Genomic DNA, 23,314 nt, shown 5'->3' with positions numbered 1-23,314 from the left:
GCCCGGCTGCTCACCACACGCCCCGCGCCAGCTGCGCGCGGGCCACCCAGGCCTGGCCGAGGGCCACGCCACCGTCGCTGGGAGGCGCATGCTGGGCTTCGAAGACCTTCAGCCCGCGGGCCTGCAGGCCCGCGCGCAGACCGCTGGCGAGCAGGCGGTTGTGCAGGCAGCCGCCGGACAGCGCGACCTGGCGGATGCCGGTGGCGAGGGCCGCATTGCCTAGCCACTGGGCCAGACCGTTGACCAGCCCGGCGTGGAAGCGGGCCGCGCCGCGGGCCGCATCGTCCTCGTCGGCCAGGTGATTCAGCAGCGGATACAGATTGAGCACCGACAGGCCTACCTCCGGGCGTTCGTCGATGTAGTAGCTGCCGGGCAGCGCCCGGCAGCTACCGGAGGCCCGCGCAAGGGTTTCGAGCAGCATCGCCGCCTGGCCTTCAAAAGTCATCGTGTCGCAGATGCCGAGCAGACCGACCGCCGCATCGAACCAGCGGCCGAGGCTGGTGGTCGGCGGGCAGCGGGTGCCCTTCTGCAACATCGCCAGCACCTGCTCCACGGCCTGATCGGGGAAACGCGGACTCGCCTCAGCCCCCCGCCCCAGCGCGTGCAGCACGCCGCAGGCCATCCGCCACGGCTCCCGCGCCGCACGGTCGCCGCCGGGCAGCGGCAGCGGACTGAGGTGACCAAGGCGGCGGAACTCGGCGCCATCCACGTAGAGCAGCTCGCCGCCCCACGGCATTCCATCGGTGCCGAGGCCGACGCCGTCAGCAGCCAGGCCGAGCACCGGCCCTGCAAGGCGATGCTCGGCGCACACCGCGGCCAGATGGGCGTGATGGTGCTGGACGGCGATCGCCGGAATATCGAGGCGCTCGGCCAGGGCCAAAGCAGCCTGTGTCGAGTAGTAATCGGGATGGGCGTCGTGGGCCACCGCAGCCGGCCGCACCGACAGGATGGACTGCAGGTGTTCGGCCACCTCGTCCAGCGCCGCGCAGGCAGCCGGGTTGTCGAGGCCCCCGATGTGCTGGGACAGGAAGGCTTCGCGCCCACGGGCCAGGCACAGGGTCGCCTTGAGATGGGCGCCGAAGGCCAGCACGGCAGGGCCGTCGTCCGGCAGCGGCAGGGACAGCGGCGTGAAGCCTCGTGCGCGGCGCATGAACTGGATGCCGGCGCCGGCGGCCTCATGGGGTCCGGCGGGCAGATCCGGCCGCAGGCGCAGCACCGAGTCGTCGCAGCGCACGACGATGTCCCGGTCGTGCATCAGCAGCACGTCGGCGATGTCGGCCAGGCGCTCGAAGGCTTCGGCATTGTCCTTCACCAGCGGCTCGCCATGGGGATTGGCGCTGGTCATTACGAGGCCCAATGGCTGTGCATCGGCCAGCCACGCGGTGCCGGCCGGCCGGCCGGCGGCCTCGTGGAAGAGCAGGTATTGCAGCGGCGTGTAGGGCAGCATCACGCCGACTTCATCGAGGCCCGGTGCAATGCCCGGGAACATCCGGTCGAAGCCCGGCAGTTTTTCCAGCAGCACGATCGGCCGCTCGGGGCTCTCCAGCGCCGCGGCTTCCGCTTCCGACACGCGCGCCCAGCGCTTCATGCTGGCCAGGTTGGCGAACATCAGCGCCAGCGGCTTGTGCGGGCGGCGCTTGCGCACCCGCAAGCGTGTCACCGCATCGCCGTCCGCCGCGTCGCAGGCCAGATGGAAACCGCCCAGGCCTTTCAACGCGACGATCTCGCCGAGCTGCAGGCGGCGCAGCGCCTCGCCGACCGGATCGCGGGCCAGCGCACGGACGCCGTGGGGCTCGTAGAGGCTCAGCTGCGGGCCGCAGACCGGGCAGGCGTTGGGCTCGGCATGGAAGCGCCGGTCGCCCGGAAAGGCGTATTCGGCCTCGCAATGCAGGCACTGCGGAAAGGCCGCCATACAGGTATTGGCGCGGTCGTAGGGCAGGCTACGGGTGATCGTGTAGCGCGGGCCGCAGTTGGTGCAGTTGATGAAGGCATAGCGCCAGCGCCGGTCGTCCGGGTCGAACAGCTCGCCGAGGCAGGAGGGGCAGATCGCGGTGTCGGGGCCAATGGCGGTGGCCACCACGCCGTCGACGCTAGGCAGGATCAGGAACTCGGTGCGCGCCAAGTCCGGCGCGATCACTTCCGGTTCGATGGAGTCCACCCGCGCCAGCGGCGGCGACTCACTGGCCAAGCATTGCGTGAAGGCGTCCAGAATGGCCTCGCCGCCCTGGATCTCGATCTCCACGCCAGCGCCGTCGTTGCGCACCCAGCCGGTGAGGCCTAGCTTGCGGGCGAAGCGGTACACGAAGGGCCGGAAACCCACCCCCTGCACGACGCCGCGCACACGCAGGCGGCGGGCGACGCAGGTCGGATCGACGATCATCAGCATCGGTGCGTCACCCTTTGGCAGCGAGCCGGGCTTCCAGCTCGGCGATGCGCGCGCGTAGCTGGTCGACGGTCTGCTGGCGCCCGGCGCGGGCCGCCTCGCGACGGGCGTCGATCCAGCCCAGCCAGTCGGCGAAGCCGGCGCCAGTGGTGGCGGAGACCTGGATCACTTCGAGCCTGGGATTGACCCGCCGCGCGAAATCGATGGCCTTCTGCACGTCGAAGCTCAGGTAAGGCAGCAGGTCGATCTTGTTCACCAGCATCAGGCGCGCGGCGGCAAACATGTCCGGATACTTGAGGGGCTTGTCCTCCCCTTCGGTCACCGACAGCACCACCACCTTGGCGGCCTCGCCCAGATCGAAGGCAGCCGGGCAGACCAGATTGCCGACGTTCTCGACGAGCAGCACGCTGTCTTCCGGCGGGCTCAGTTTTTCGAGCGCGCGGCCGACCATGTGGGCATCCAGATGGCAGCCCTTGCCGGTGTTGATCTGCAGCGCCGGCGCGCCGGTGGCGCGGATGCGCTCGGCGTCGAAGCTGGTCTGCTGGTCGCCCTCGACGACGGCGACCGGCATCTGGTTCTTCAACTCTTCGATGGTGCGCACCAGCAGCGTGGTCTTGCCGGAGCCCGGACTGGACACCAGGTTCAGCGCCAGGATGCCTCGGTCGGCCAGCCAGCCGCGGTTGCGCTCGGCGTAGCCGTCGTTCTTGGCGAGGATGTTCTGCTCGATCTTGACCATCTGCGCCTGGCTCATGCCCGGCGCGTGGGCACCGGCCGGGCCCTGGCCGTAGTGCACGCTGCCATCGCCGCGGTCGTCGATGTGCTCGCCTTCATGGACGTGATCGTGCACATGCACGGAGCCGTCGGCGTGGCGGTGCGTGTGCCCATGGGCGCCGGCCGGCACCCACTGGTAGGGGGCGTGGCTGTGCGCATGCTCGTCCGCGTGGTGATGGGCATGGCGGTGCACGGTGCCGTCGGCGTGCACGTGTTCATGCTCGTGATCGAGGGCTTCGCCCTCCAGGCGGGTTTCTCCGGTTCCGCAACCGCACACATTGCACATGTCTCAAACCACCTTCATTCGATTTCCAGTTCCTTGACCCGCATCTCGGTACCGCCGGTGGCCTGCACCTGGTAGCTGCCGCATTTCGGGCACGGATCGTACAGCGCCGCAACGGGCACCGTCTCGGCGCACTGCATGCACCAGCCGCTGCCCGGCACGCTGTCGATCTGCAACACAGCCCCGGCTGCAATGCTGTCCTGCATCACCACGTCGAAGCAGAAACGCAGGCTGTCCGGCTCCACCGACGACAGCTGGCCGATCTCCAGTACCACCGTCTTGACCTTGTGGAAGCCCTGGCTGCGCCCGGCGTCCTCGACGATCTGGCGGATCCCTTCCGCCAGCGACATTTCATGCATCCGCGATCTCCACTTCATACGGTACGCAGGGGTCGAGCAGCAATACCGCCCGCTCCACCGCCTCCTGCGCCACGGCCCGCGTCGGCAAATCGGCTGGCAGCAGCTTCACGATACCCGTTTCACTGGAGAAATTGCGATCCGTCGGCGCCTCCACGCGCCAGCCGGCAACACGCCCCCCGTCCATCCGCACCTCATGGCGCAACGCGCCGCGAGCCGTGTGGATCCACGCCTCGCCGTATCCGGCTGCGGGACGACCGCCACTCCCATGGGGATAGACGTCATCCAGCGCAAGGGATTCCAGCGCGGCGCGGAATGCCGCCAGGCGGGCTTCGAGCCCCCGGCGAACAGCCGACGCGCCATCCGCGTCCAGGCGGCTCAAACCCGGCGCCAGCAGCCCGCCGTTGCCATCGCCGCCCAGGGTTTCGTCCAGAACCCTCGCGGTCGCCACCGTCAGGGCCGAGCGGCCCTTCCCGCGCACGCTGCGCCAGGCCGCAAAGGCCGCGGTCTGCGGCGCCGCGCCGAAATGCCGCGGCCAGTCGAGCAGCAGACGCCACAGGTGTTCGTGCAGGCACTCCGCCCACAACCGCCAGCTTTCCGGCGGCTCCTCGGTGGCCCACCCGGACGCCAGCAGCGCCAGCCGCCCCGCTTCCCGCTGGGCGTGACCGCACAGGCTGAAGTACAGTGGCACGCGGGCCAGCGCCTGCTCCGGCGCCACCCCGAGGAGGGCCTGGGTGACCGGCGGCCGGACCAGGCTGAGCTGCCAGTCGTGCAGGCTTCCGGCAGTCCAGCACGCCCGCACATGCAGCCCTCCAGCCAGGGAAGCATTCGTCACGGTTGGCCCTCCCGCCTCAAGCCGCCGACACGCGGCCGCGCCCGAACAGCCAACGCCGACGCGACACGGGCTCGGCCGCCGGCGCCTCCATGGAGGCATCCAGCGGTGGACGCAGCAAGGCCAGCAAGGCCGCCTGGGCCGTCGCGCAGGCGGCCTCCATCGAATCGAACTCCAGCGCCGGCGAGAACAGCGAGCACACCTGGAAGGGTCCGAAGCCGACATCCTCGGCGTGGATGAACTCGTAATCGCCGCTCGGGAAACGCCATTGCTGCTTGGACAACGCAGAGGCCGCCTGCCACGGGGCGCTGCCGGGCAGCAGCAGCAGGTTGATCGCCCATGGCATGACCAGCGCACCGACGCGGACACCTTCCCAGTCCGCCAGCCCCAGCAGCCGCACGGACAGCACGGGATTGCACAGCGGCACGTCGGCCATCGCCCCGGCGGCAACACCGCGGTAACAGGCCTCGATGCGCTCGACCAGCCCGGCAGCGGCCAGCGGATCAGTCATCCTTCAGCACCATGAACTTGTGCTGCGGCGCGTCGCAGGTGGGGCAGCGCCAGTGCTCCGGCAGCCGCGAGAACGGCGTGCCAGGCGGAATGCCCCAGTGTTCGTCGCCTTCGGCCGGATCGTAGACCGACCAGCAGATGCCGCATTCCAGCTTGTCGGTGTCGGCCAGCTTGGCGCCGTCACCGAGAAAGGAGCCTTCGAACATGCTCAGCCCTCCTTCAGCATCTGGATGTACTCGCCGAGGCGATCGATGGAGTCATCGTAGTCCTCGGCGGCGGCCAGCACCACCTCGGGCATGTCCACCACCTCAATGGTGTTGAGGATCAGGCTGTCCATGCTGTTGAAGTACTGCACCCACCACACGTTGGCGAGCCGGGTGCTGGTGACGCGGCAGTTGCCGTAGCCCCGCGACAGGATCGACACCTCGCGGTGGCCGAGGGCGCCGTACAGGTAGTCCAGGTCCGTCTCGGTGACCGGCAGCAGTGTCAGGTTGATCACATGGGCAGGCTTGCCGGACTGGTGACGGGCGGCCTGCTGCTGGACCTCGGCGAGCAGCGCCTCGCCGTTCATCATGTTGGGCAGCAGCGGCGGCAGGCTCAGCTCGGGCAGCGTGGTAGCGCGCATTGCCGCATACAGTTCGACCGGCACTGGGCTGGCGACGAGGCGGTCGGCGACGATCCGGCCGCCCTCCCCCTCTTCCAGCACCCGCCACAGCGCGGCAAAGGCGGTTTCCTGCACGCGCACCCGGGTCGGCGCCAGCGTGAAGGCGGACACCTCGCCGAAGCCTAGGGATTGGGTCAGCACCTCGCGGACGCCAGCCGACTCGCCATCGAGCAGCGCCGTCGCCGGCCGGGCGGCGTCGATAGGCTGGCTGCGCATTGTCGCCAGCAAGCCTTCGAGCACCTCCGCCGCCCGCGCGATGTCGGCGGCGCTGGCGGCCTCCGGCAGGCGCGGCGCCTGGAAGGTGTTCATGCCGCTCGGCATGGCCAGGTAGTCGGGCGCTTCGTCGGTCTGCGAACCGGGGCCGACGGGCACGACGGGAATCGGGAAGGGTTTCATGAACAGCTCCTGGCGTCCTGGACGGCAACGGAAATCGGGGGACGGCTGGGGGCGGCGGCGGCCAGGGCCTGCAACTCGCCGACGAAGGGACCCCAGTCGAGGATGCCGCTGAAGGCGCCCAGGTAGGCCCCGTCGCGCAGCACGACGACGGTCGGGAAACGGCTGGCGCCAAACCGCTTGGCGAGTTGCGGGCTGATCTGCGCATCGGCGGCGAAGCGCCGCGCCGGCAGGCCAAGGGCCTGCAGCGCCTCCGGCAGCACGACGATCACGTCGAGGGATTCCGGGCTGCGCTGGGGGTCGTCGGTCAGCAGCAGCACGGCCAGCCCCGCACCGGCGTCGAAAGTAGCCGCGGCGGCGACGCGCTCGAAGCCGTGGCGCTCGGCCAGGCGCTTGAGGGCCGCTTCCAGCTTGTCCAGAGACGACTGGGGCGGCGCGAATTGGACGCTCATGAAAGATCCTTCAAGTGATCGGGCAGGCTCGGCTCGCGGTCGATCAGGTCGGCAAACAACGCGTCGATGCGCGCATGGTCGCCGGCCATCGCCGCATCGAGCGCGGCCAGCGCGTTGTTGATGGCAGCAGCCCGGTCGGCGTCGATCACCTCCCGCGCGGCGCCGAGAAAGGTCAGCAGCCAGGTGCCGGGCGGCTGTTCGCCGACCAGCGACAGGTCGATATGTTGCTCGCCGTCCGGTCCCGCACAGCGGGCCATCCAGCCAGCGGATTCAATGACGCGGTACGGTATGCCGAGGCACACGGCTCAGCCCTCCTGCAGGAAGCGCGCGTCGCCGAAGCGGCAGGCATCCTGCTCGCTGGGTCGGCCGGCCTCGTAGTTGGCCATTTCCAGACTGCCTTCGTTGAGGCGCGGCCCGGCGCCATCGCGCAGCACCAGCGGTGAATCCCAGCGGGCCAGCCATTCGCCGGCCACCGCCAGCGCCGGCTCGATCTGCGCCTTCACCGCATTGCGCAGGCTGCCGCCGAAATCCTCCAGCTCCACCGGCTGGCAGCCGATCAGCACCAGTTCCTCGGGCAAGCGGCCGAGCAGTTCCGCGGAGGCCAGCACTTCCTGGAAGCCGGTCTGGTGCAGGCTCATCTTCTTGGCGCCCATGAAGCGCGGCACCTCGCTGCCGACCACCACGCGCAGCGTGCCCGGCGGATCGCCGTAATCCACCGCATCGAAGACCAGCAGGCGCTGCGCCTCCTCCACATAAGGCAACAGGTACAAGCCCTGGGTGCCGCCATCCATCGCGGTGACGTTGTCCGGCAGCGCATAGCGTTCGGCCAGCGCCTCCACGCAGCGCACACCAAAACCTTCGTCGGCCCACAGGAGATTGCCGATACCCAAAACGAGAATTCGCGGCACGGAAGTCATGAACACGCCTTTGTAACGGGATGAGTTACACAATCAAGATCCGTGCCGCCTTTGCCCAAAGAACGGCGAGCGGATAAATGACTGCCTCCAAAGGCTCACAACCCTCGGTTCGACCGGGCAGGCGGGCATCGAAAAACAAAAACGAAAAGCAATATTCCATAAAAGCACAAAACAGAAATCTTTCTTTCCATCAAAAAGCCTTGCCAGACAAATACAAAGGCATATATTCGAATCCATGAGCTAGCCGTTCAATTTCACTCCCATTTACACATATATTTCATTGACATAGCCCGAAACGACATAAGCGGGAATTTTTCGCATTGCAACGGAATTTGCCCTGCACACCCGAACGGAGTGGTTTATTGTCTTGAGCCTATGAGAAAGATCCTGCCCGCCCTCACTGCCCTCGCTCTCCTGACAGCGGCGCCATTGGTCCGATCTGCCGAGGACGCTCCGCTCAAGTCAGCGACTTCCCCCAAGCCCATTGCCACATCCGAGGCCGAGAGCAGTATTCCGGCCGCGACTCGCAAGATCACCCGCTGGGAAGACACCGGAATGAAACCGGCGGAGGCCCGGGAATGGGAGAGTTATTCGTTCAAGCCCCACGAGGCGCTCGAATGGAAAAACGCCGACTTTGCTCCCGTGGTAGCACGCACCTGGTCCGACAAAGGCTTCGATCCTGACGAAGCAGCTGAATGGCGTGAGACGACCAAGAACAACCGCACGCTGATGGCGGAACTCGATCAGTCCGACCCCGTCCAGTGGAAGCGCGAAGGCTTCACCCCGCGTGATCGCCTGGCTTGGCTGGATGCAGGCTTTGGCTTCGAGGAGGCGGTCACCCTGACCCGTGCCGGCATGTCACCTGCCGACGCGGCCTGGCACGGACACGAAAAGCTGAAGGAGCTCAAAAAGCAGGACGCCCCGGCCAAGGCTGACTCTCAGCACCAGGACGCCCTTTCCCCGTCCTGGACATCGTCTGATCTGAAGCAGCTCTACTGGACGCTCCGCCCACACCTGGAGCTTGGGCTGATCATTGCTCTAACGATAGTGTCCTTCGGACTGGCCCTCTATTTGCGCTCGATCCGTAGATCGAATGCCGTGGAACGCGTGCAGAAAGCCCCCGATAGCACAACGCCGGACACTGCACCGGGAGGCTCCTACCATCGGCCGCACAGGAAAAAGGGGGCTGCCCATCGCCTCACCGTCAAACTCGAGGAAAATCGCCACCACCCGGCTCGCCGGACCACCTTCTGGACACCGACAACCCCGACCTGCGTGCATTGCAGCAGCACCAACGTCCGCATGTCACGGATCAATCCACGCCGGATCGCAGGCATCACGTTCAGCGAATACTTCCGCTGTCGCGACTGCGGGCGTCATTTCTCCAACGTGAGTTACGCCCCCCTGGCTGCGGCCGGGATCGCCGTGATAATGCTGTTGACATTCAGCACCGCCGGCTTCATCCACCTGATGTCGCTGCTCCCGTAACGCAGCCCGGACGGCCAGTCACAGCCCGGCACTCCCGATACAGGTCCCACTGCAGCTGCAGCCCTAGCCAGAAAGCCGGCTCCAGTTGGAACAGCAGCGCCAGCCGTACCGCCGTATCCGGCGTCACGGCGCGCTTGCCACGCACCAGTTCATTGACCCGGCGCCGGGAGATCCCCAGCGCCTTCGCCAGCGCATCCTGGGTGATGCCCAGCGGCACCAGGAAACGGCTTTCCAGAAAGAAGCCCGGATGCAGCGGGCGCCGGCCCGGGCGCAGATGCAGAAAGGCCGGAACGCCCTGTTGCCAGGGACGGTCCGGCCCGGGGAGGGAGACCTTGCGGGTCATTGCGCGCGGGTGCGCAACACTCAATCCTTGAACATCCGCCAGCCCGAGATCATCGTCGAGATCAGGCTCTGGCGGCTCATGATGTCTTCGCGGATCGCTGCATACACATGCACGACGACAAAGCTCATCATGATCCACATGCCCAGCCGGTGCAGGCTGTGGGTCTGCATCGAGCCACCGAGCATGGGGATCACCCAGCCGAACAGCCGGTCGGCCCAGGAGCCCAGACCCAGCCCTTCACCGTACAGCGCGAAGCCGGTGCACAGCATGCCGAAGGCCAGCACGGTGAAGAAGAAGAACATCATCAGCTGGGCCATCGGGTTGTGGCCGACGTATTTCTTCGGCTGCTTCTCGAGGAACAGATACCAGCGCAGCTCGAAGAACACCTCGCTCCACCAGTGGCCGTTGAAGATCGGCAGCTTGAAGATCTGGCGCGAATGGTGATTGCCGACAAAGGCCCAATACACCCGCCCGGCCAGCCCTACCGCGAAGATGTAGGCCGCGGCGAAATGGGCAAAGCGGATGTAGCCGAGCAGGAAGTTGTCGGACGCCTCACCCGGCATCGTCGGCAGCGGCTTGCCGATGAAGTAGCCGCTGACCGCCAGCACCACCATCGCCAGCGCGTTGATCCAGTGCCACAGACGCACCGGGGCTTCATACACGTAGATCGAGCGTACCTGGCGGCCGTGCCTTTCGGCCTCCAGCATGTCCTGTTGTGACAGCATGATCAGCTCCTTAACGGACCTTGACTGACGCCATTTCCTGTCCATCCGGCGCCATCACGTGGGTGGAGCAGGCCAGGCAGGGATCGAAGGAATGCAGCGTGCGCAGGATCTCCAGCGGCTCGTCGGGCTTGGCCACCGGAGTGTTCATCAGCGAGGCCTCGAAGGCACCGATCTGCCCCTTGTCGTCGCGCGGACCGCCGTTCCAGGTGGTTGGCACCACCGCCTGGTAGTTGTCGATGCGGCCGTCCTTGATCTTGATCCAGTGCCCCAGCGCGCCGCGCGGTGCCTCTGTAAAGCCGGCGCCCTTGGTTTCGGCCGGCCACTTGCTGGGCTCCCACTTGTCGATGTTGGCGGTGTTGAGGTCGCCAGCCTTCAGGTTGGCAATCAGCTTGTCGAAGAAATAGCGCGACTTGTGCGCCGCCCACGACGCCTCCAGGCCCCGCGCCGCGGTGCGGCCAAGAGTCGAGAAGATCGCCGGCAGCGGCAGGCCGAGGTCGGACAGCAGCTTGTCCACGGGCTCCTTGAACTCCGGGTTCTTCTGCACGTAGCCGATCACGTAGCGGGCCAGCGGACCCACCTCCATCGCGTTGCCGCGCCAGCGCGGCGCCTTGATCCACGAGTACTTGCCGGCTTCGTCGAGGCTCTCGATCTTGGTCTTGGTGCCCTTGGTGTTCTTGCCGAGCTCGAAATGCGGCTCGGTGACGCCATCGAAGGGGTGCAGTCCCTTGGACTCGTCGGCGTACTTGTACCAGCTGTGAGCGACGAATTCCTGGATCTGCTCCGGGTCCTTCAGGTCCACCTCGTGGATCTTGGTCAGATCGCCACCGATGATCGCGCCGCGCGGCAGCAGCAGGCTGGAGGCGGAGTAATCGTTGGCCTTGTCGGGGATGTCGCCGTAGGACAGCAGGGCCTGGGACGAGATGCCGCCACCGTAGGTCCAGTCCTTGTAGAAGCTGGCAATGGCCTTCAGGTCAGGGATGTAGACGTTGTCGATGAAGTCGATGCAGCGGTCGATGATGGAGCTGACCATGTTCAGGCGCTCCATGTTGATCGCCCCGACCGCGCCGGCGCCTTCCAGGTTGATCGCGCAGGGCACGCCGCCGACCAGCCAGTTGGGGTGCGGATTCTTGCCACCGAAGATGGTGTGAACCTTGACGATGTCCTTCTGGAAATCCAGCGCTTCCAGGTAGTGGGTCACCGCCATCAGGTTGGCTTCCGGCGGCAGCTTGTAGGCCGGGTTGCCCCAGTAGCCGTTCATGAAGGGGCCGAGCTGACCGGATTCGACGAACTTCTTCAGGCGGTTCTGCACATCGCGGAAATAGCCCGGCGAGGACAGCGGCCAGCTGGAAATGCTCTGGGCCAGCTCGGAGGTTTTCTTCGGATCGGCCTTCAGCGCCGACACCACGTCCACCCAGTCCAGCGCGTGCAGATGGTAGAAATGCACCAGGTGGTCGTGGATGTACAGGTTGAGCTGCATCAGGTTGCGGATGATGTTGGCGTTCTCCGGGATCTGGATCGCCAAGGCATCTTCCACCGCGCGCACGGACGTCAGCGCGTGGGTGCCGGTGCACACGCCGCAGATCCGCTCGGTGAAGGCCCATGCATCACGGGGGTCGCGGCCCTTCAGGATCACCTCCAGCCCGCGCCACATGGTGCCGGTGGACACCGCGTTGCGGATCACGTTCTTGTCGTCGATGTTCACTTCGACGCGCATGTGGCCCTCGATCCGGCATACCGGATCGACCACCACGCGCTTGCCGGAGTTATCGAGCTTGAAGCCCTGGGTTTCAAGCACAGTCATTATTTATCTCCCGAATTCTGATTGTCGCCCTGCTTGTCGCTACGGGCCCGCGCCAGCGCCGTCACCGCGGCATGGGCGGCGACCGCTGCACCGACCACGCCGGCCGCCGTACCGCCGACCTTGTCGGCATTGCCTTCGATGGCGAACTGCTTGATGTCGGTGACGCGGTCGTAGAAGCTGCCCTTGTCCCAGAAGCCGTCTTCCGAGCAGCCGATACAGCCGTGGCCGGACTGCACCGGCCAGCTGACACCGCCGTTCCAGCGCATCGACGAGCAGGCGTTGTAGGTGGTCGGGCCCTTGCAGCCCATCTTGTAGAGGCAGTAGCCCTTGCGCGCCGCGTCGTCGTCCCAGTTCTCGACGAACTGGCCGGCGTCGAAGTGCGGACGGCGGTAACACTTGTCGTGGATGCGCTGGCCGTAGAACATCTTCGGGCGGCCCTGGCGATCCAGTTCGGGGATCTTGTCGAAGGTCAGCATGTAAGTGACCACACCGGTCATCACCTCGGCGATCGGCGGGCAGCCGGGCACGCGCACGATGGGCTTGTCGGTGATCACCTTGTGCACCGGCGTTGCGCGGGTCGGGTTCGGCTTGGCGGCCTGCACACAGCCGTAGGACGCGCAGGCGCCCCAGCTGATGATGGCCTTGGCGTCGGCACAGGTCTCCTTCAGCACTTCCACGAAGGGACGGCCGCCGTGGATGCAGAACATGCCATCCTCGTTGAGCGGCGGGTTGCCCTCGACTGCGACGATGTAGTTGCCCTTGTACTTCTTCTTGACCTCTTCGATGATCGCCTCGGCCTGGTGGCCGGCTGCGGCCATCAGCGTGTCGTCGTAATCGAGGGACAGCATCGACAGCACCACGTCCTTGGTCAGCGGGTGGGCCGAGCGGATGAAGGACTCCGAGCAGCAGGTGCACTCCAGACCATGCAGCCAGATCACCGGCGTGCGCGGCTTGGTTTCCAGCGCGTGGGCAATCTTCGGCACGAAGGCGCTGCCGAGGCCCAGCGAAGTCGCCGTCAGGCTGCAGAATTTCATGAAGCTGCGGCGCGTGATGCCCTGCCGCCGCAGCACTTCGTAGAACGTTTCAGTCATGGATACCAACCCCCTGGTGGAACATCGGGCCCGGATATGTTCTGATCTATCGCGACGCAAGCGGGCCGGCACGGTCGCACATGGCGAGAGGGGATTTAACAAAAAACGTGCCCAATTTTGGCTGGCCGTAAAAACCCTTATCCGACAAGGCCTTATTGATTTACGACGAGCCGCCCCACCGAGCGAGCCGGGAAACTGGTAATCGACTGACCGGCCAAACGGAAACCAGGCATCCACCCCAACACAAATCCAACGACATAAACCCGAGTTTTCCGATACCCACGATGAGCGACCTTTCCATCCAGCCCGTCGACTTCGACGACGAAGCCCAGCGCAACGACTTTCTCGACTTGCTCGACCACTACATGCGCGGCCCCACCGGCAGCGGCAAGGCCATGAGCGGCGCGCTGCGCGCACGCCTGCCGGACGAGTTGCGCCGCCGCCCGACCGTGCTGAGCTTCATCGCCTACTGGAACAAGAAAGGGGAGCGGCAGGCTGCCGGGCTGATCAACTGCGTGGAGGGCTTCTCCACCTTCGCCGGCCGGCCGCTATTGAATGTGCACGACATCATCGTGCATGAGGACTTCCGCCGCCGCGGCATCGCCACGGCCTTGCTTGCCCACGCCGAACAGGTGGCACGGGAACGGGGCTGCTGCAAGCTGACCCTCGAAGTGCTCGAAGGCAATACCGGTGCCCGCCAGGCCTACCTTAATAGCGGCTTCGCGGGCTACCAGCTCGACCCGGCCATGGGCCAGGCCCTGTTCATGGAAAAGAAGCTCTAGCCAAGACGAAAGCGGCGCACGCTTTCTTCGAGATCGACGGCGACGCGGGCCAGCACTTCGACTTCACGCAGGGTCTCGACGCTGGCCTGATGGTTCTCGTTGCCCATGCTGCTGATGCCGTTGATCTGTTCTGACAGCGCGTCGCAAGCACGATGCTGCTCATGCATCGCGGTGCTGATCGATGCCACCAGATCGTGTACCTGTCTCACGATCGTCTCGAGCTCGGCAATCGCGTCCTTCGCATTGCTCACCTTATCGACGCTACTACCCGCCATCGCCACCGTCTCCGAGACACTCTCGACAGCGCCGCGGCTGCTCTGCTGGAGACGGGAAATCATGGAAGCGATTTCCTGCGTGGCCGTCCCGGTCCGCTCCGAGAGCTTACGTACCTCGTCGGCAACGACCGCAAACCCTCGTCCCTGCTCTCCCGCCCGGGCAGCCTCGATCGCAGCATTCAAGGCCAGCAGGTTGGTCTGATCCGCAATCTCCTTGATGGCAGTGACAATCTGGGAGATTTCATGGGACTGTCCCCCCAGTTGCTCGATGATCTCAGCGGACGCCTGCATCCGGCCGGCCATATCTCCGATTACCGCTTCAACATCCGCGATGCGGGCAATCGTACGCTGGGCCCCCTCGGTACTTGCACTGGCCAGGCGACCGGCCTCGGCTGCGCCCTGGTCCACGTCACCGATACTGTGCGCCAGGGTACCGATGGCGTTGGCCATGACTACCGACGCGTCATTCTGGGCGCGGGACACGCGGGTCACGGCATCCGAATTCCCCCGCACCACATCGACGGTGTTGCTCAAGCGCCCGGCGGTATCCCTCACCTTTCCAATTTCCGCTGACAGGTCAACCTGCATGTTCTGCATGGCCGCAAGCAGGCTGGAGCCATCCTCGCCCGGCGAAAGCGGTACTCTTTCGGACAGGTCGCCATGGGCAATGCGCCGCACCACCGTCACAGCCACGGCCGGCTCACCACCGAGCTGCCGTAAAAGCCCCTGGCTGATCCAGGTCGTGACCGCCAAGCTCAGCAACAGCAAGACCGTTCCCAGCGCAAAAGCCTTTGCCCGCGCATTCTTGTACCCATCATCGAGAATCTGGCGGGTTTCCTGGGCACGCTGGCGAGCATCCTCGCGGGCCTTCAGCAAGCCCTCCCGCAGGCCCCGCCAGCGCGGCGTTTCGTCACCAACCAGATAAGCCTTGGCTGCCTCCAGTTCACCGCGCTTGACACGCCCCAGCACCTCATCCCGGAGCGGGCGCCAGGCCTCGGCCGCAGCCACGATTTCCCGGCGACTCGCCATTCCATCCGCTCTGGCGATGGCTTGCATGGCTTCGTCGAATTGCGCCCGAGCTTTGTTGTAATTCGCATAGCCCTTTTCATTGGCTGGATCGAGAAGGATGTTGCGTAGCGCCTGACCGATCTGGAGCCCCTGAGAATAGGCGTCACCGAGGTTACGTTCGAGGGCGAGATCGGAGTCAAGAAAACGGGTGATTCGCTCCTGATTCCAGTCCATCTGCAGAAGCAGCGCGCCAACGGCGGCAATAAACAGGAGCCCATTCAGGAGAAGAAGCAGAAAAAGACGGGTTTTGATGGACAGTCGGGCGAACATGATCTGTGAGGCGATTCAGCGGAACCGCCAGAAAAATGAGGAATATGACTTTATCGACATATTCCCATTTAATCTTGACGGTTCAACACACCACGTCACACAGATAATTCAACCCAGCTCCGGCGGCACCCATTCCATTTCATGGGGGAACAGACCGACGCTGCTCACCGCCGTCGTCTCCACGCAGTTCCACCACATGGTCACCCAGGCGCGGCCCTCCTCGTCGATCTTCTCCACCTCGGAGATGGCCCCGACCATGAACATGATCATGTCCAGTTCGTCCTCGTCCATGTCCGGATCCGGCGAAACGGACAGGATCCGCACATGTTCGCCCACGGTGACCGCCCGGCCGTTCCTGTCCTTCACGCTAACTCTTGCATCCATGTGGGTCTCCCGCTGTCGCATTGTCGAAGACCGCCGCAATCCGGCGGTGTCGAACAAGGCATAGCAATCTTCGATCCACGCCCTCCCAGGCTCGGATAGCGCCTCCGGTGCGGCATTCCGGCCCCGTTGACGCCCCCGGCTTGTCGGGAAGGCGACATCCAGCCGCTGCTTTCCCGCCACGCCGGATGCGGGCTTTGTCGTTGAAACGACACATCGCCAGCCGTCGGACGGGCTCCGGCATCCGCCAACTTCCGCTTTGCCGACAAGCACTTGAACGACATGCCTGACGACACCCCGGGAGCTGGCACTGTATCTGCTGATAGCCGGGGAAACATCACAAGCGAGCGGAGTCCCCCATGGAAAAACCCGAAAAGATCACCCGCGAGGCTGCCCTCCGGGTGGCCCTTGCCGCGCGGGCCATGCCCAACATCGGCCTGACCCGCCTCATCGAAGTGCTGCAGGAATGCCTCGGCGACAGCATCGACACCGAGACCCTGCGCAACATCACCGTCACCCATCTGAAAACCGGCTTCGGTAGCCTCGACGGCGAAGAGGACGGCGAGGACATCGGCATCGGCCTGGAAGCCATGAAGCTGGCCGTGCGCATCCTGTGGGGCGACGCCGACGACGATGAAGGCCTGCCGCCGCTCGAGCCCTACAACGAAGGCGACATGCCGGGCTCGGTACGCGTCGCCATCGCCTCCGACTTCGGCCTGGCGCTCAACGGCCACTTCGGCTCCTGCCTGCGCTTCCTGGTCTACCAGGTGTCGCCCACCGAGAGCCGCCTGATCGACGTCCGCCACACCGCCGAGGCGGATTTCGCGCCGGACAAGAACCTGTTCCGCGCTCAGCTCATCGGCGACTGCCACGTGGTGTATGTGGTGTCCGTCGGCGGCCCGGCGGCGGCCAAGATCATCCGTGCCGACATCTACCCGATCAAGCTGGCGGAAGGCGGCACTGCAGACGAGGTGATCGCCAAGTTCCAGCACGCCATGGAGAACTCGCCGCCGCCCTGGCTGCTGAAGATCCTCGGCGTCGCTGCGGAAAACCGGCTGCGCAACTACGGCGCGAACCGGGCGGCCGACGACGTTCACGCGGACTGAAAATCGTTCCTGAAGGACACGCCATGACCAAGCCGAAACCCGATCACTTCGAGGCCACCGCCGCGCTGATCAGCAACGCCATCGGCACGGCCCGCGTTTTTGGCGAAAACCCGCGCATCACGCGGCTGGTGGCCAGCAGCATCGGCCGCTTCGCCGCCGAGCTGGACAACACGCCGGATGCCATCGCCGCAGGCCCCCAGCTGATCCGCTACGCCCTTGCCCAGATCAGCGAGCAGGACGCGCTGTTCGTGCCAAAGCTGCAAGCGTCGCTGGAAGAGCTGGCGCGCTAGGTTTCGGCGACACGGGGCGACACGACAGACTGCGGGAGCGAACTCATTCGTCATCCGCAGCCAGAGCAAAGTTGCGGGCGATTGAACTCACGCCAAAAAGACAAAGCCCGGCTTTCGCCGGGCTTTGTCTTTAGATCACGCGGAAACCTGACTCAGCGCTGGATCTGCGTCACGTCGCGCACCGCGCCGGTATCGGCACTGGTGGTGAGCGCCGCGTAGGCCTGCAGTGCGGCGGACACGTGGCGGACACGATTGGCCGGCTTCCAGCCACGGGCGTCCTGGGCGGCACGGCGGGCGGCCAGCACCTCGCCGGACACCGCCAGGTGGATGCGGCGGTTGGGGATGTCGATCTCGATGGTGTCACCCTCTTCCACCAGGCCGATCGCACCGCCGCAGGCCGCTTCCGGCGAGGCGTGGCCAATGGACAGGCCGGAGGTGCCGCCGGAGAAGCGCCCATCGGTGAGCAGCGCGCAGCTCTTGCCCAGGCCCTTGGACTTCAGGTAGCTGGTCGGGTAGAGCATTTCCTGCATGCCGGGGCCGCCCTTCGGGCCTTCGTAGCGGATCACCACCACGTCGCCAGCGACGATCTGGTCGGCGAGGATACCGGCCACCGCATCTTCCTGGCTCTCGAACACTCGGGCACGGCCGGTGAATTGCCAGATCGACTCGTCGACGCCAGCGGTCTTCACGATGCAGCCCTTCTCGGCGATGTTGCCGTACAGCACGGCGAGGCCACCGTCCTGGCTGAAGGCATGCGCCTTGTCACGGATCACGCCGTGGCTGCGATCCAGGTCCAGCTCGTTCCAGCGGCGATCCTGGCTGAACGCGACCTGGGTCGGCACGCCGCCCGGTGCAGCCTTGTAGAAGTTGAACACGCCACCATCGTGGGCCTTCATCACGTCCCAGGTCGCCAGCGCCTCGCCGAGGGTCTTGGCATGGACGGTGGGCAGGTCGGTGTGCAGCAGGCCGGCGCGGTTCAGCTCACCGAGGATACCCATGATGCCGCCGGCGCGGTGCACGTCCTCGATGTGCACGTCGGCCACGGCCGGCGCCACCTTGCACAGGCAGGGCACGTGGCGGGAAATCCGGTCGATGTCCTTCATCGTGAAGTCCACACCGGCCTCCTTGGCCGCGGCCAAGAGGTGTAGCACGGTGTTGGTGGAGCCGCCCATCGCCACGTCGAGGCTGATGGCGTTCTCGAAGGCCTTGAAGCTGGCGATGGAGCGCGGCAGCACGGACTCGTCGTCCTGCTCATAATAACGGCGGGCCATGCCGACGATGGTGCGGCCAGCGCGCAGGAACAGCTGCTCGCGGTCGGCGTGGGTAGCCACCACGGTGCCATTGCCCGGCAAGGACAGGCCCAGAGCCTCGGTCAGGCAGTTCATGGAGTTGGCGGTGAACATGCCGGAACAGGAACCGCAGGTCGGACAGGCGGAACGCTCGACGGCGTCCACTTCCTCGTCGGAGCAGCTGCTGTCAGCGGCCTTGACCATCGCATCCACCAGGTCGAGGGAGATCACCTTGGCTTCCCACTTGACCTTGCCGGCCTCCATCGGGCCACCGGACACGAAGATCGCCGGAATGTTGAGGCGCAGCGCGGCCATCAGCATGCCCGGGGTGATCTTGTCACAGTTGGAGATGCACACCATCGCGTCGGCGGTGTGGGCGTTGACCATGTACTCCACGCTGTCGGCGATCAGGTCACGGGACGGCAGGCTGTAGAGCATGCCGCCGTGGCCCATGGCGATGCCGTCGTCGATGGCGATGGTGTTGAACTCCTTGGCGACGCCGCCGGCAGCCTCGATCTCGCGCGCAACCAACTGGCCCAGATCCTTCAGATGCACGTGACCCGGCACGAACTGGGTGAAGCTGTTGACCACGGCGATGATCGGCTTTTCGAAATCGCCGTCCTTCATGCCGGTGGCGCGCCACAGGGCGCGGGCGCCGGCCATGTTGCGACCGGCGGTGGAGGTGCGGGAACGGTACTGGGGCATCTCGAGGGACTCCGTCTTCAAACGAATGGTTTGTTGCAATCTTGCATTCTAGCGCTTGCGGCGGCCCATGCTGCAGCGGATGTGGGAAGCCCCGCGCTCAGCCCACGCCGTTCGGGTATTCCCTCACCATCGCCGCGTGCTGGCCACCAGGCCCTTGTGGCGCCAGCAAAGGCGCTCCGCGGCAGGGCCGCCCGACTGGCATATCGCAACATTCGTTACATTTGAGCAACGCTGTGGACAAGGTCCGGCCCTAGGCTAGCAGCCATAACGATACGGAGACACCGCCATGAGCCCCTTGCCCATCCTGGCGACGATCATCACGCTCGTCCTCGCAGTGCGGCTCGTCCGCCGCTTCATCGAGACGCAGCGGGAGGGCTCATGAGCGAATACATCCTCGAAACCGCCGGCCTAACCAAGGAGTTCAAGGGCTTCACGGCAGTTTCCAATGTGGATCTGAAAGTCCGGCGCGGCCACATCCACGCGCTGATCGGGCCCAACGGCGCCGGCAAGACCACCGTCTTCAACCTGCTCACCAAGTTCCTGCCGCCAACCCGCGGCACAATCAGTTTCGACGGGCAGGACATCACCCGCGAGGCGCCCGCGGCCACCGCCCGGCGCGGGCTGGTGCGCTCCTTTCAGATCTCGGCGACCTTTCCGCACCTGACGGTGATGGAGAACGTACGCATCGGCCTGCAGCGGAAGCTCGGCACCGAGTTCCACTTCTGGCGCTCGAAGAAGAGCCTCGATGTGCTCAACGGCCGCGCGATGGAACTGCTGGAATCGGTGGATCTGGCCGGCTTCGCCGACACCGTCACCGCGGAAATGCCCTACGGCCGCAAACGCGCACTGGAGATCGCGACGACGCTGGCGCTGGAGCCGACGATGATGCTCCTCGACGAACCGACCCAGGGCATGGGCCACGAGGACATCGCTCGCGTCGTCGCGCTGATCCGCAAGGTTTCCGTCGATCGCACCATCCTGATGGTGGAGCACAACCTGTCGGTGGTGGCCGACCTGTGCGACCGCATCACCGTGCTGCAGCGGGGCAGCATCCTCGCCGAAGGCCCCTACGCGGAGGTCTCCAAAAACCCGCAGGTGCTCGAAGCCTACGTGGGCTCAGCCGACATGCACGACGCCCACCACTGACCGGAAGCCCGCCCCATGACCAGCGCCTTCGACCCCAAGCCCGAGATGCTGCGCATCCGCGACCTGCACGCGTTCTACGGCGAATCCCACATCCTGCACGGCATCGACCTGCACATCGGGCGCGGCGAGTGCGTCACGCTGCTGGGGCGCAACGGCTCCGGCCGCTCGACGACCCTCAAATCCATCCTCGGACTGGTGGGCCGCCGCAGCGGTTCGATCATGCTGAATGGCAAGGAAGTCATCGCTGAGCCGACCCACCGCATGGCCCGCTACGGCATCGGCTACGTACCCGAGGAACGCGCGATCTTCGCCTCCCTGTCCACCGAGGAGAACCTGCTGCTGCCACCGCAGGTGGCCAGTGGCGGCATGTCGGTGGACGAGCTCTACGCGATGTTCCCCAATCTGCTGGAGCGCCGCAACAGCCCGGGCACCAAGCTGTCCGGCGGCGAGCAGCAGATGCTCGCGATGGCCCGCGTGCTGCGCACCGGCGCCAAGCTGCTGCTGCTCGACGAGATCACCGAAGGCCTGGCGCCGGTCATCGTCAAGAAGCTCGGCGAAGTCATCAACGCGCTCAAGGCGCGCGGCTTCACGATCATTCTGGTGGAGCAGAACTTCCGCTTCGCCGCGCCGCTGGCCGACCGCCACTACGTGCTGGAGCACGGCGAGATCCTGGCCACGATCAGCAAGGAAGAGCTGCCCGGCCGCATGGATTGGCTGCACCACACATTGGGCGTCTGAACATCCCCACACAACAAACAGAAGGAGTGAGAGACATGAGCATGAAAAAGACAATGAGCCTGGCCTGTGCCGCAGCCCTCGCCACCCTGTCCGCCGGCGCCCACGCGCAGATCTCCGGCGGCGTGGTGAAGATCGGCGTGCTCACCGACCTGTCCGGCACCTATTCCGACCTGGCCGGCTCCGGTGCAGTACTGGCCACCAAGATGGCCGTCGAGGACTTCATCGCCAAGGAGAAGCCAAACTTCAAGATCGAGGTGGTCACCGCCGACCACCAGAACAAGGCCGACATCGCCTCCAACAAGGCCCGCGAGTGGTTCGAACGCGAGGGCGTGGATACCGCCACCGAACTGGTCACCACCTCCACCGCACTGGCAGTGATGAAGGTGGCCAAGGAGAAGGATCGCATTGCGATCATGAACGGCCCCGGCTCCACGGCCATCACCAACGAGCAGTGCAACGACGTGTCGGTGCATTACACCTATGACACCTATGCCCTTGCCAACGGCACAGCCAAGGCAGTCACCAAACAAGGCGGCAAGAACTGGTTCTTCATCACCGCCGACTACGCCTTCGGCCAGGCCCTCGAAAAGGACGCCTCGGCGGTGGTCACCGCCAATGGCGGCAAGGTGCTTGGCTCTGTGCGTCACCCCTTCCCGGGCTCGGACTTCTCTTCCTATCTGCTCAAGGCCCAGGCCTCCGGCGCCCAGGTCATTGGGCTCGCCAACGCCGGCGCCGACACCACCAACTCGATCAAGCAGGCAGCCGAGTTCGGCATCACGCCGACCCAGACCCTGGCGGGGCTGCTGATGTTCATCACCGACGTGCACGCGCTGGGCCTCAAGTCCACCCAGGGCATGTACCTGACCGAAGGTTTCTACTGGGATCTCAACGACGAAACCCGTGCCTGGTCGAAGCGTTTCTTCAGCGTGCAGAAAAAGATGCCGACGATGGTCCAGGCTGGCCAGTACTCGTCGATCTACCACTACCTGAAGGCGGTCAAGGCGGCCGGCACCGACGACACCAAGAAGGTCATGGCCCAGATGAAGAAGACACCGATCAACGACTTCTTCGCCAAGAACGGACAGATCCGCGACGACGGCCGCATGGTGCACGACATGTACCTGATGCAAGTGAAGAAGCCGTCCGAATCCAAGTACCCGTGGGACTACTACACGGTGCGCCAGACCATCCCGGCGGCCGAGGCCTTTCAGCCCCTGTCCCAGTCGCGATGCCCGCTGGTCAAGAAGTAATCGCGGCAGCCCCTCTCCTGTGGCGGTGGCGTCAGTCGCCGCCACAGGGAGCAGCCTCCCCAACACTGTCTGGTAGCCCGACGCAATACCAGGACTGGAGTGCCCCATGGAAATCTTCGGCGTCCCGACCGCCCTGCTCGGCAGCCAGTTGTTGGTCGGGCTGATCAATGGCTCCTTTTACGCGATCCTCAGCCTAGGGCTGGCGATCATCTTCGGCCTGCTCAACATCATCAACTTCGCCCATGGCGCGCAGTACATGATGGGCGCCTTCATCGCCTGGCTGGCCCTGACAAAGTTCGAGGTCAACTACTGGGTTGCCCTGATCGCCGCGCCGCTGCTGGTCGGCCTGCTCGGCGTGCTCCTCGAGCGCACCATGCTGCGCAAGCTCTACAAGCTCGACCACCTCTACGGCCTGCTGCTCACCTTCGGGCTGGCGCTGATCATCGAGGGCATCTTCCGCGACCAGTTCGGTATCTCCGGTGAATCCTACGAGGTGCCGGAAGCCCTGTCCGGCGGCATCCATCTGGGCTTCATGTTCCTGCCGCTGTACCGCGCGTGGGTCGTCGTCGCGTCGCTGACGGTGTGCTTCGGCACCTGGTTCATGATCGAGAAGACCCGTCTCGGCGCCTACCTGCGTGCCGGCACCGAGAACCCGCAGATCGTCCAGGCGCTGGGCATCAACGTGCCGCTGCTGATCACCTTCACCTACGGCTACGGCGTGGCGCTGGCGGCCTTTGCCGGCGTGCTCGCCGCACCGGTGTTCCAGGTCAATCCGCTGATGGGCTCCAACCTGATCATCGTGGTCTTCGCCGTCGTGGTAATCGGTGGCATGGGTTCCATCCTCGGCTCCATCGTGACCGGTATCGGGCTGGGCCTCATCGAGGGCCTGACCAAAGTCTTCTACCCGGAAGCCTCCGCCGTCGTCGTCTTCGTCATCATGGTCGTCGTCCTGCTGCTGCGGCCTGCGGGCCTGTTCGGCAAGGCCTGAACCACGGAAACCAGGAG

At 65.4% G+C, this 23,314-nt stretch carries 25 protein-coding genes; 8 read left to right on the top strand and 17 right to left on the bottom strand.

Features of this window, described 5'->3' with window-relative positions; translation table 11 throughout:
* Positions 1-10: 10 nt before the first annotated feature.
* From hypF to AC1PPK_RS08865, 10 genes are read right to left on the bottom strand one after another with little or no spacing between them, the layout of a single operon-like run.
* Entirely contained in the window at positions 11-2,386 is a 2,376-nt protein-coding gene (hypF, locus tag AC1PPK_RS08910) for a carbamoyltransferase HypF (protein ID WP_481117482.1), read from the bottom strand.
* A 7-nt stretch (positions 2,387-2,393) separates the two neighbouring features.
* The gene (gene hypB, locus AC1PPK_RS08905) at positions 2,394-3,440 is read right to left on the bottom strand and encodes a hydrogenase nickel incorporation protein HypB (protein WP_481117481.1); all 1,047 of its coding nucleotides are present in this window, start codon (positions 3,438-3,440) and stop codon (positions 2,394-2,396) included.
* Between the two features lie 14 nt (positions 3,441-3,454).
* The gene (gene hypA / locus AC1PPK_RS08900) at positions 3,455-3,796 is read right to left on the bottom strand and encodes a hydrogenase maturation nickel metallochaperone HypA (protein WP_481117480.1); all 342 of its coding nucleotides are present in this window, start codon (positions 3,794-3,796) and stop codon (positions 3,455-3,457) included.
* The gene (locus AC1PPK_RS08895) at positions 3,789-4,628 is read right to left on the bottom strand and encodes a hypothetical protein (protein WP_481117479.1); all 840 of its coding nucleotides are present in this window, start codon (positions 4,626-4,628) and stop codon (positions 3,789-3,791) included. Before AC1PPK_RS08895 ends, hypA begins: the two co-directional genes overlap by 8 nt.
* Before the next feature lie 16 nt (positions 4,629-4,644).
* A complete protein-coding gene (gene hybE / locus AC1PPK_RS08890; protein WP_481117478.1) occupies positions 4,645-5,136 on the bottom strand; it encodes a [NiFe]-hydrogenase assembly chaperone HybE in 492 nt (163 codons plus the stop codon).
* Entirely contained in the window at positions 5,129-5,341 is a 213-nt protein-coding gene (locus tag AC1PPK_RS08885; RefSeq protein WP_374481889.1) for a rubredoxin, read from the bottom strand. Before AC1PPK_RS08885 ends, hybE begins: the two co-directional genes overlap by 8 nt.
* Positions 5,342-5,343: 2 nt before the next feature.
* Positions 5,344-6,195: a hydrogenase expression/formation protein gene (locus tag AC1PPK_RS08880; protein ID WP_481117477.1), complete on the bottom strand. Its 852-nt coding sequence runs from the start codon at positions 6,193-6,195 to the stop codon at positions 5,344-5,346.
* Positions 6,192-6,644 (bottom strand): thioredoxin domain-containing protein, encoded by a 453-nt coding sequence (locus AC1PPK_RS08875; protein WP_481117476.1) that lies wholly within the window; start codon positions 6,642-6,644, stop codon positions 6,192-6,194. Before AC1PPK_RS08875 ends, AC1PPK_RS08880 begins: the two co-directional genes overlap by 4 nt.
* A complete protein-coding gene (locus AC1PPK_RS08870) occupies positions 6,641-6,946 on the bottom strand; it encodes a HypC/HybG/HupF family hydrogenase formation chaperone (protein ID WP_481117475.1) in 306 nt (101 codons plus the stop codon). The genes AC1PPK_RS08875 and AC1PPK_RS08870 overlap by 4 nt, the downstream gene beginning before the upstream one ends.
* A 3-nt stretch (positions 6,947-6,949) precedes the next feature.
* Positions 6,950-7,561 carry a HyaD/HybD family hydrogenase maturation endopeptidase gene (locus AC1PPK_RS08865; protein ID WP_481117474.1) on the bottom strand — a complete coding sequence of 204 codons (612 nt, stop codon included), beginning with the start codon at positions 7,559-7,561 and terminating at the stop codon, positions 6,950-6,952.
* Positions 7,562-7,936: 375 nt separating this feature from the next.
* Here AC1PPK_RS08865 and AC1PPK_RS08860 point away from each other — a divergent pair, with 375 nt between their 5' ends.
* Positions 7,937-9,049 (top strand): hypothetical protein, encoded by a 1,113-nt coding sequence (locus AC1PPK_RS08860; protein ID WP_481117473.1) that lies wholly within the window; start codon positions 7,937-7,939, stop codon positions 9,047-9,049.
* Here AC1PPK_RS08860 and AC1PPK_RS08855 read toward each other — a convergent pair.
* The 4 genes from AC1PPK_RS08855 to AC1PPK_RS08840 are packed head-to-tail and all read right to left on the bottom strand — an operon-like array spanning position 9,021 to position 13,009.
* Positions 9,021-9,392, bottom strand: coding sequence for a HigA family addiction module antitoxin (locus AC1PPK_RS08855; RefSeq protein WP_481117472.1), 372 nt, complete (start codon positions 9,390-9,392; stop codon positions 9,021-9,023). The genes AC1PPK_RS08860 and AC1PPK_RS08855 overlap by 29 nt on opposite strands.
* Positions 9,393-9,412: 20 nt before the next feature.
* Positions 9,413-10,117 (bottom strand): Ni/Fe-hydrogenase, b-type cytochrome subunit, encoded by a 705-nt coding sequence (gene cybH / locus AC1PPK_RS08850; RefSeq protein WP_481117471.1) that lies wholly within the window; start codon positions 10,115-10,117, stop codon positions 9,413-9,415.
* A gap of 10 nt (positions 10,118-10,127) precedes the next feature.
* On the bottom strand, positions 10,128-11,918 hold the full coding sequence (locus tag AC1PPK_RS08845) for a nickel-dependent hydrogenase large subunit (protein WP_481117470.1): 1,791 nt from the start codon (positions 11,916-11,918) through the stop codon (positions 10,128-10,130).
* Positions 11,918-13,009: a hydrogenase small subunit gene (locus AC1PPK_RS08840; protein WP_481117469.1), complete on the bottom strand. Its 1,092-nt coding sequence runs from the start codon at positions 13,007-13,009 to the stop codon at positions 11,918-11,920. Before AC1PPK_RS08840 ends, AC1PPK_RS08845 begins: the two co-directional genes overlap by 1 nt.
* Positions 13,010-13,293: 284 nt before the next feature.
* Between AC1PPK_RS08840 and AC1PPK_RS08835 the strand changes: the two genes are divergently transcribed.
* Entirely contained in the window at positions 13,294-13,791 is a 498-nt protein-coding gene (locus tag AC1PPK_RS08835; protein WP_481117468.1) for a GNAT family N-acetyltransferase, read from the top strand.
* On the opposite strand, the gene AC1PPK_RS08830 is transcribed toward AC1PPK_RS08835, so the two are convergent.
* Both AC1PPK_RS08830 and AC1PPK_RS08825 read right to left on the bottom strand, forming a co-directional pair.
* A complete protein-coding gene (locus tag AC1PPK_RS08830; RefSeq protein ID WP_481117467.1) occupies positions 13,788-15,404 on the bottom strand; it encodes a methyl-accepting chemotaxis protein in 1,617 nt (538 codons plus the stop codon). The two genes, AC1PPK_RS08835 and AC1PPK_RS08830, sit on opposite strands and share 4 nt — an antisense overlap.
* A gap of 108 nt (positions 15,405-15,512) precedes the next feature.
* Complete coding sequence (locus AC1PPK_RS08825) at positions 15,513-15,788, bottom strand: hypothetical protein (RefSeq protein ID WP_481117466.1); 276 nt, start codon at positions 15,786-15,788, stop codon at positions 15,513-15,515.
* A gap of 356 nt (positions 15,789-16,144) precedes the next feature.
* Here AC1PPK_RS08825 and AC1PPK_RS08820 point away from each other — a divergent pair, with 356 nt between their 5' ends.
* On the top strand, positions 16,145-16,891 hold the full coding sequence (locus AC1PPK_RS08820) for a dinitrogenase iron-molybdenum cofactor biosynthesis protein (protein ID WP_481117465.1): 747 nt from the start codon (positions 16,145-16,147) through the stop codon (positions 16,889-16,891).
* Between the two features lie 23 nt (positions 16,892-16,914).
* Positions 16,915-17,181 carry a hypothetical protein gene (locus tag AC1PPK_RS08815; RefSeq protein WP_481117464.1) on the top strand — a complete coding sequence of 89 codons (267 nt, stop codon included), beginning with the start codon at positions 16,915-16,917 and terminating at the stop codon, positions 17,179-17,181.
* A 152-nt stretch (positions 17,182-17,333) separates the two neighbouring features.
* On the opposite strand, the gene ilvD is transcribed toward AC1PPK_RS08815, so the two are convergent.
* Positions 17,334-19,175, bottom strand: coding sequence for a dihydroxy-acid dehydratase (ilvD, locus tag AC1PPK_RS08810; protein WP_481117463.1), 1,842 nt, complete (start codon positions 19,173-19,175; stop codon positions 17,334-17,336).
* A 378-nt stretch (positions 19,176-19,553) separates the two neighbouring features.
* On the opposite strand from ilvD, the gene AC1PPK_RS08805 reads away from it, so the two are divergent.
* The 4 genes from AC1PPK_RS08805 (at position 19,554) to AC1PPK_RS08790 (ending at position 23,297) form a co-directional block, all read left to right on the top strand.
* Positions 19,554-20,321: an ABC transporter ATP-binding protein gene (locus AC1PPK_RS08805; RefSeq protein WP_481117462.1), complete on the top strand. Its 768-nt coding sequence runs from the start codon at positions 19,554-19,556 to the stop codon at positions 20,319-20,321.
* A gap of 15 nt (positions 20,322-20,336) precedes the next feature.
* A complete protein-coding gene (locus tag AC1PPK_RS08800; RefSeq protein WP_481117461.1) occupies positions 20,337-21,059 on the top strand; it encodes an ABC transporter ATP-binding protein in 723 nt (240 codons plus the stop codon).
* A gap of 35 nt (positions 21,060-21,094) precedes the next feature.
* Positions 21,095-22,309, top strand: coding sequence for an ABC transporter substrate-binding protein (locus tag AC1PPK_RS08795; protein ID WP_481117460.1), 1,215 nt, complete (start codon positions 21,095-21,097; stop codon positions 22,307-22,309).
* Between the two features lie 106 nt (positions 22,310-22,415).
* Positions 22,416-23,297 (top strand): branched-chain amino acid ABC transporter permease, encoded by an 882-nt coding sequence (locus tag AC1PPK_RS08790; protein WP_481117459.1) that lies wholly within the window; start codon positions 22,416-22,418, stop codon positions 23,295-23,297.
* The last annotated feature ends 17 nt before the right edge of the window (positions 23,298-23,314 follow it).

The organism is Zoogloea sp. JDB1, from assembly GCF_056724025.1.
This window is presented reverse-complemented; position numbering and strand designations above follow the sequence as displayed.

Coding starts and splice junctions, on each gene's coding strand:
- AC1PPK_RS08825 (WP_481117466.1), bottom strand. CDS start 15,788: ATGGATGCAAGAGTTAGCGTGAAGGACAGGAACGGCCGGGCGGTCACC.
- AC1PPK_RS08885 (WP_374481889.1), bottom strand. CDS start 5,341: ATGTTCGAAGGCTCCTTTCTCGGTGACGGCGCCAAGCTGGCCGACACC.
- AC1PPK_RS08820 (WP_481117465.1), top strand. CDS start 16,145: ATGGAAAAACCCGAAAAGATCACCCGCGAGGCTGCCCTCCGGGTGGCC.
- hypF (WP_481117482.1), bottom strand. CDS start 2,386: ATGCTGATGATCGTCGATCCGACCTGCGTCGCCCGCCGCCTGCGTGTG.
- AC1PPK_RS08860 (WP_481117473.1), top strand. CDS start 7,937: ATGAGAAAGATCCTGCCCGCCCTCACTGCCCTCGCTCTCCTGACAGCG.
- AC1PPK_RS08830 (WP_481117467.1), bottom strand. CDS start 15,404: ATGTTCGCCCGACTGTCCATCAAAACCCGTCTTTTTCTGCTTCTTCTC.
- hypB (WP_481117481.1), bottom strand. CDS start 3,440: ATGTGCAATGTGTGCGGTTGCGGAACCGGAGAAACCCGCCTGGAGGGC.
- AC1PPK_RS08800 (WP_481117461.1), top strand. CDS start 20,337: ATGACCAGCGCCTTCGACCCCAAGCCCGAGATGCTGCGCATCCGCGAC.
- AC1PPK_RS08875 (WP_481117476.1), bottom strand. CDS start 6,644: ATGAGCGTCCAATTCGCGCCGCCCCAGTCGTCTCTGGACAAGCTGGAA.
- cybH (WP_481117471.1), bottom strand. CDS start 10,117: ATGCTGTCACAACAGGACATGCTGGAGGCCGAAAGGCACGGCCGCCAG.
- AC1PPK_RS08805 (WP_481117462.1), top strand. CDS start 19,554: ATGAGCGAATACATCCTCGAAACCGCCGGCCTAACCAAGGAGTTCAAG.
- AC1PPK_RS08845 (WP_481117470.1), bottom strand. CDS start 11,918: ATGACTGTGCTTGAAACCCAGGGCTTCAAGCTCGATAACTCCGGCAAG.
- hybE (WP_481117478.1), bottom strand. CDS start 5,136: ATGACTGATCCGCTGGCCGCTGCCGGGCTGGTCGAGCGCATCGAGGCC.
- AC1PPK_RS08790 (WP_481117459.1), top strand. CDS start 22,416: ATGGAAATCTTCGGCGTCCCGACCGCCCTGCTCGGCAGCCAGTTGTTG.
- hypA (WP_481117480.1), bottom strand. CDS start 3,796: ATGCATGAAATGTCGCTGGCGGAAGGGATCCGCCAGATCGTCGAGGAC.
- ilvD (WP_481117463.1), bottom strand. CDS start 19,175: ATGCCCCAGTACCGTTCCCGCACCTCCACCGCCGGTCGCAACATGGCC.
- AC1PPK_RS08835 (WP_481117468.1), top strand. CDS start 13,294: ATGAGCGACCTTTCCATCCAGCCCGTCGACTTCGACGACGAAGCCCAG.
- AC1PPK_RS08865 (WP_481117474.1), bottom strand. CDS start 7,561: ATGACTTCCGTGCCGCGAATTCTCGTTTTGGGTATCGGCAATCTCCTG.
- AC1PPK_RS08855 (WP_481117472.1), bottom strand. CDS start 9,392: ATGACCCGCAAGGTCTCCCTCCCCGGGCCGGACCGTCCCTGGCAACAG.
- AC1PPK_RS08815 (WP_481117464.1), top strand. CDS start 16,915: ATGACCAAGCCGAAACCCGATCACTTCGAGGCCACCGCCGCGCTGATC.
- AC1PPK_RS08880 (WP_481117477.1), bottom strand. CDS start 6,195: ATGAAACCCTTCCCGATTCCCGTCGTGCCCGTCGGCCCCGGTTCGCAG.
- AC1PPK_RS08795 (WP_481117460.1), top strand. CDS start 21,095: ATGAGCATGAAAAAGACAATGAGCCTGGCCTGTGCCGCAGCCCTCGCC.
- AC1PPK_RS08840 (WP_481117469.1), bottom strand. CDS start 13,009: ATGACTGAAACGTTCTACGAAGTGCTGCGGCGGCAGGGCATCACGCGC.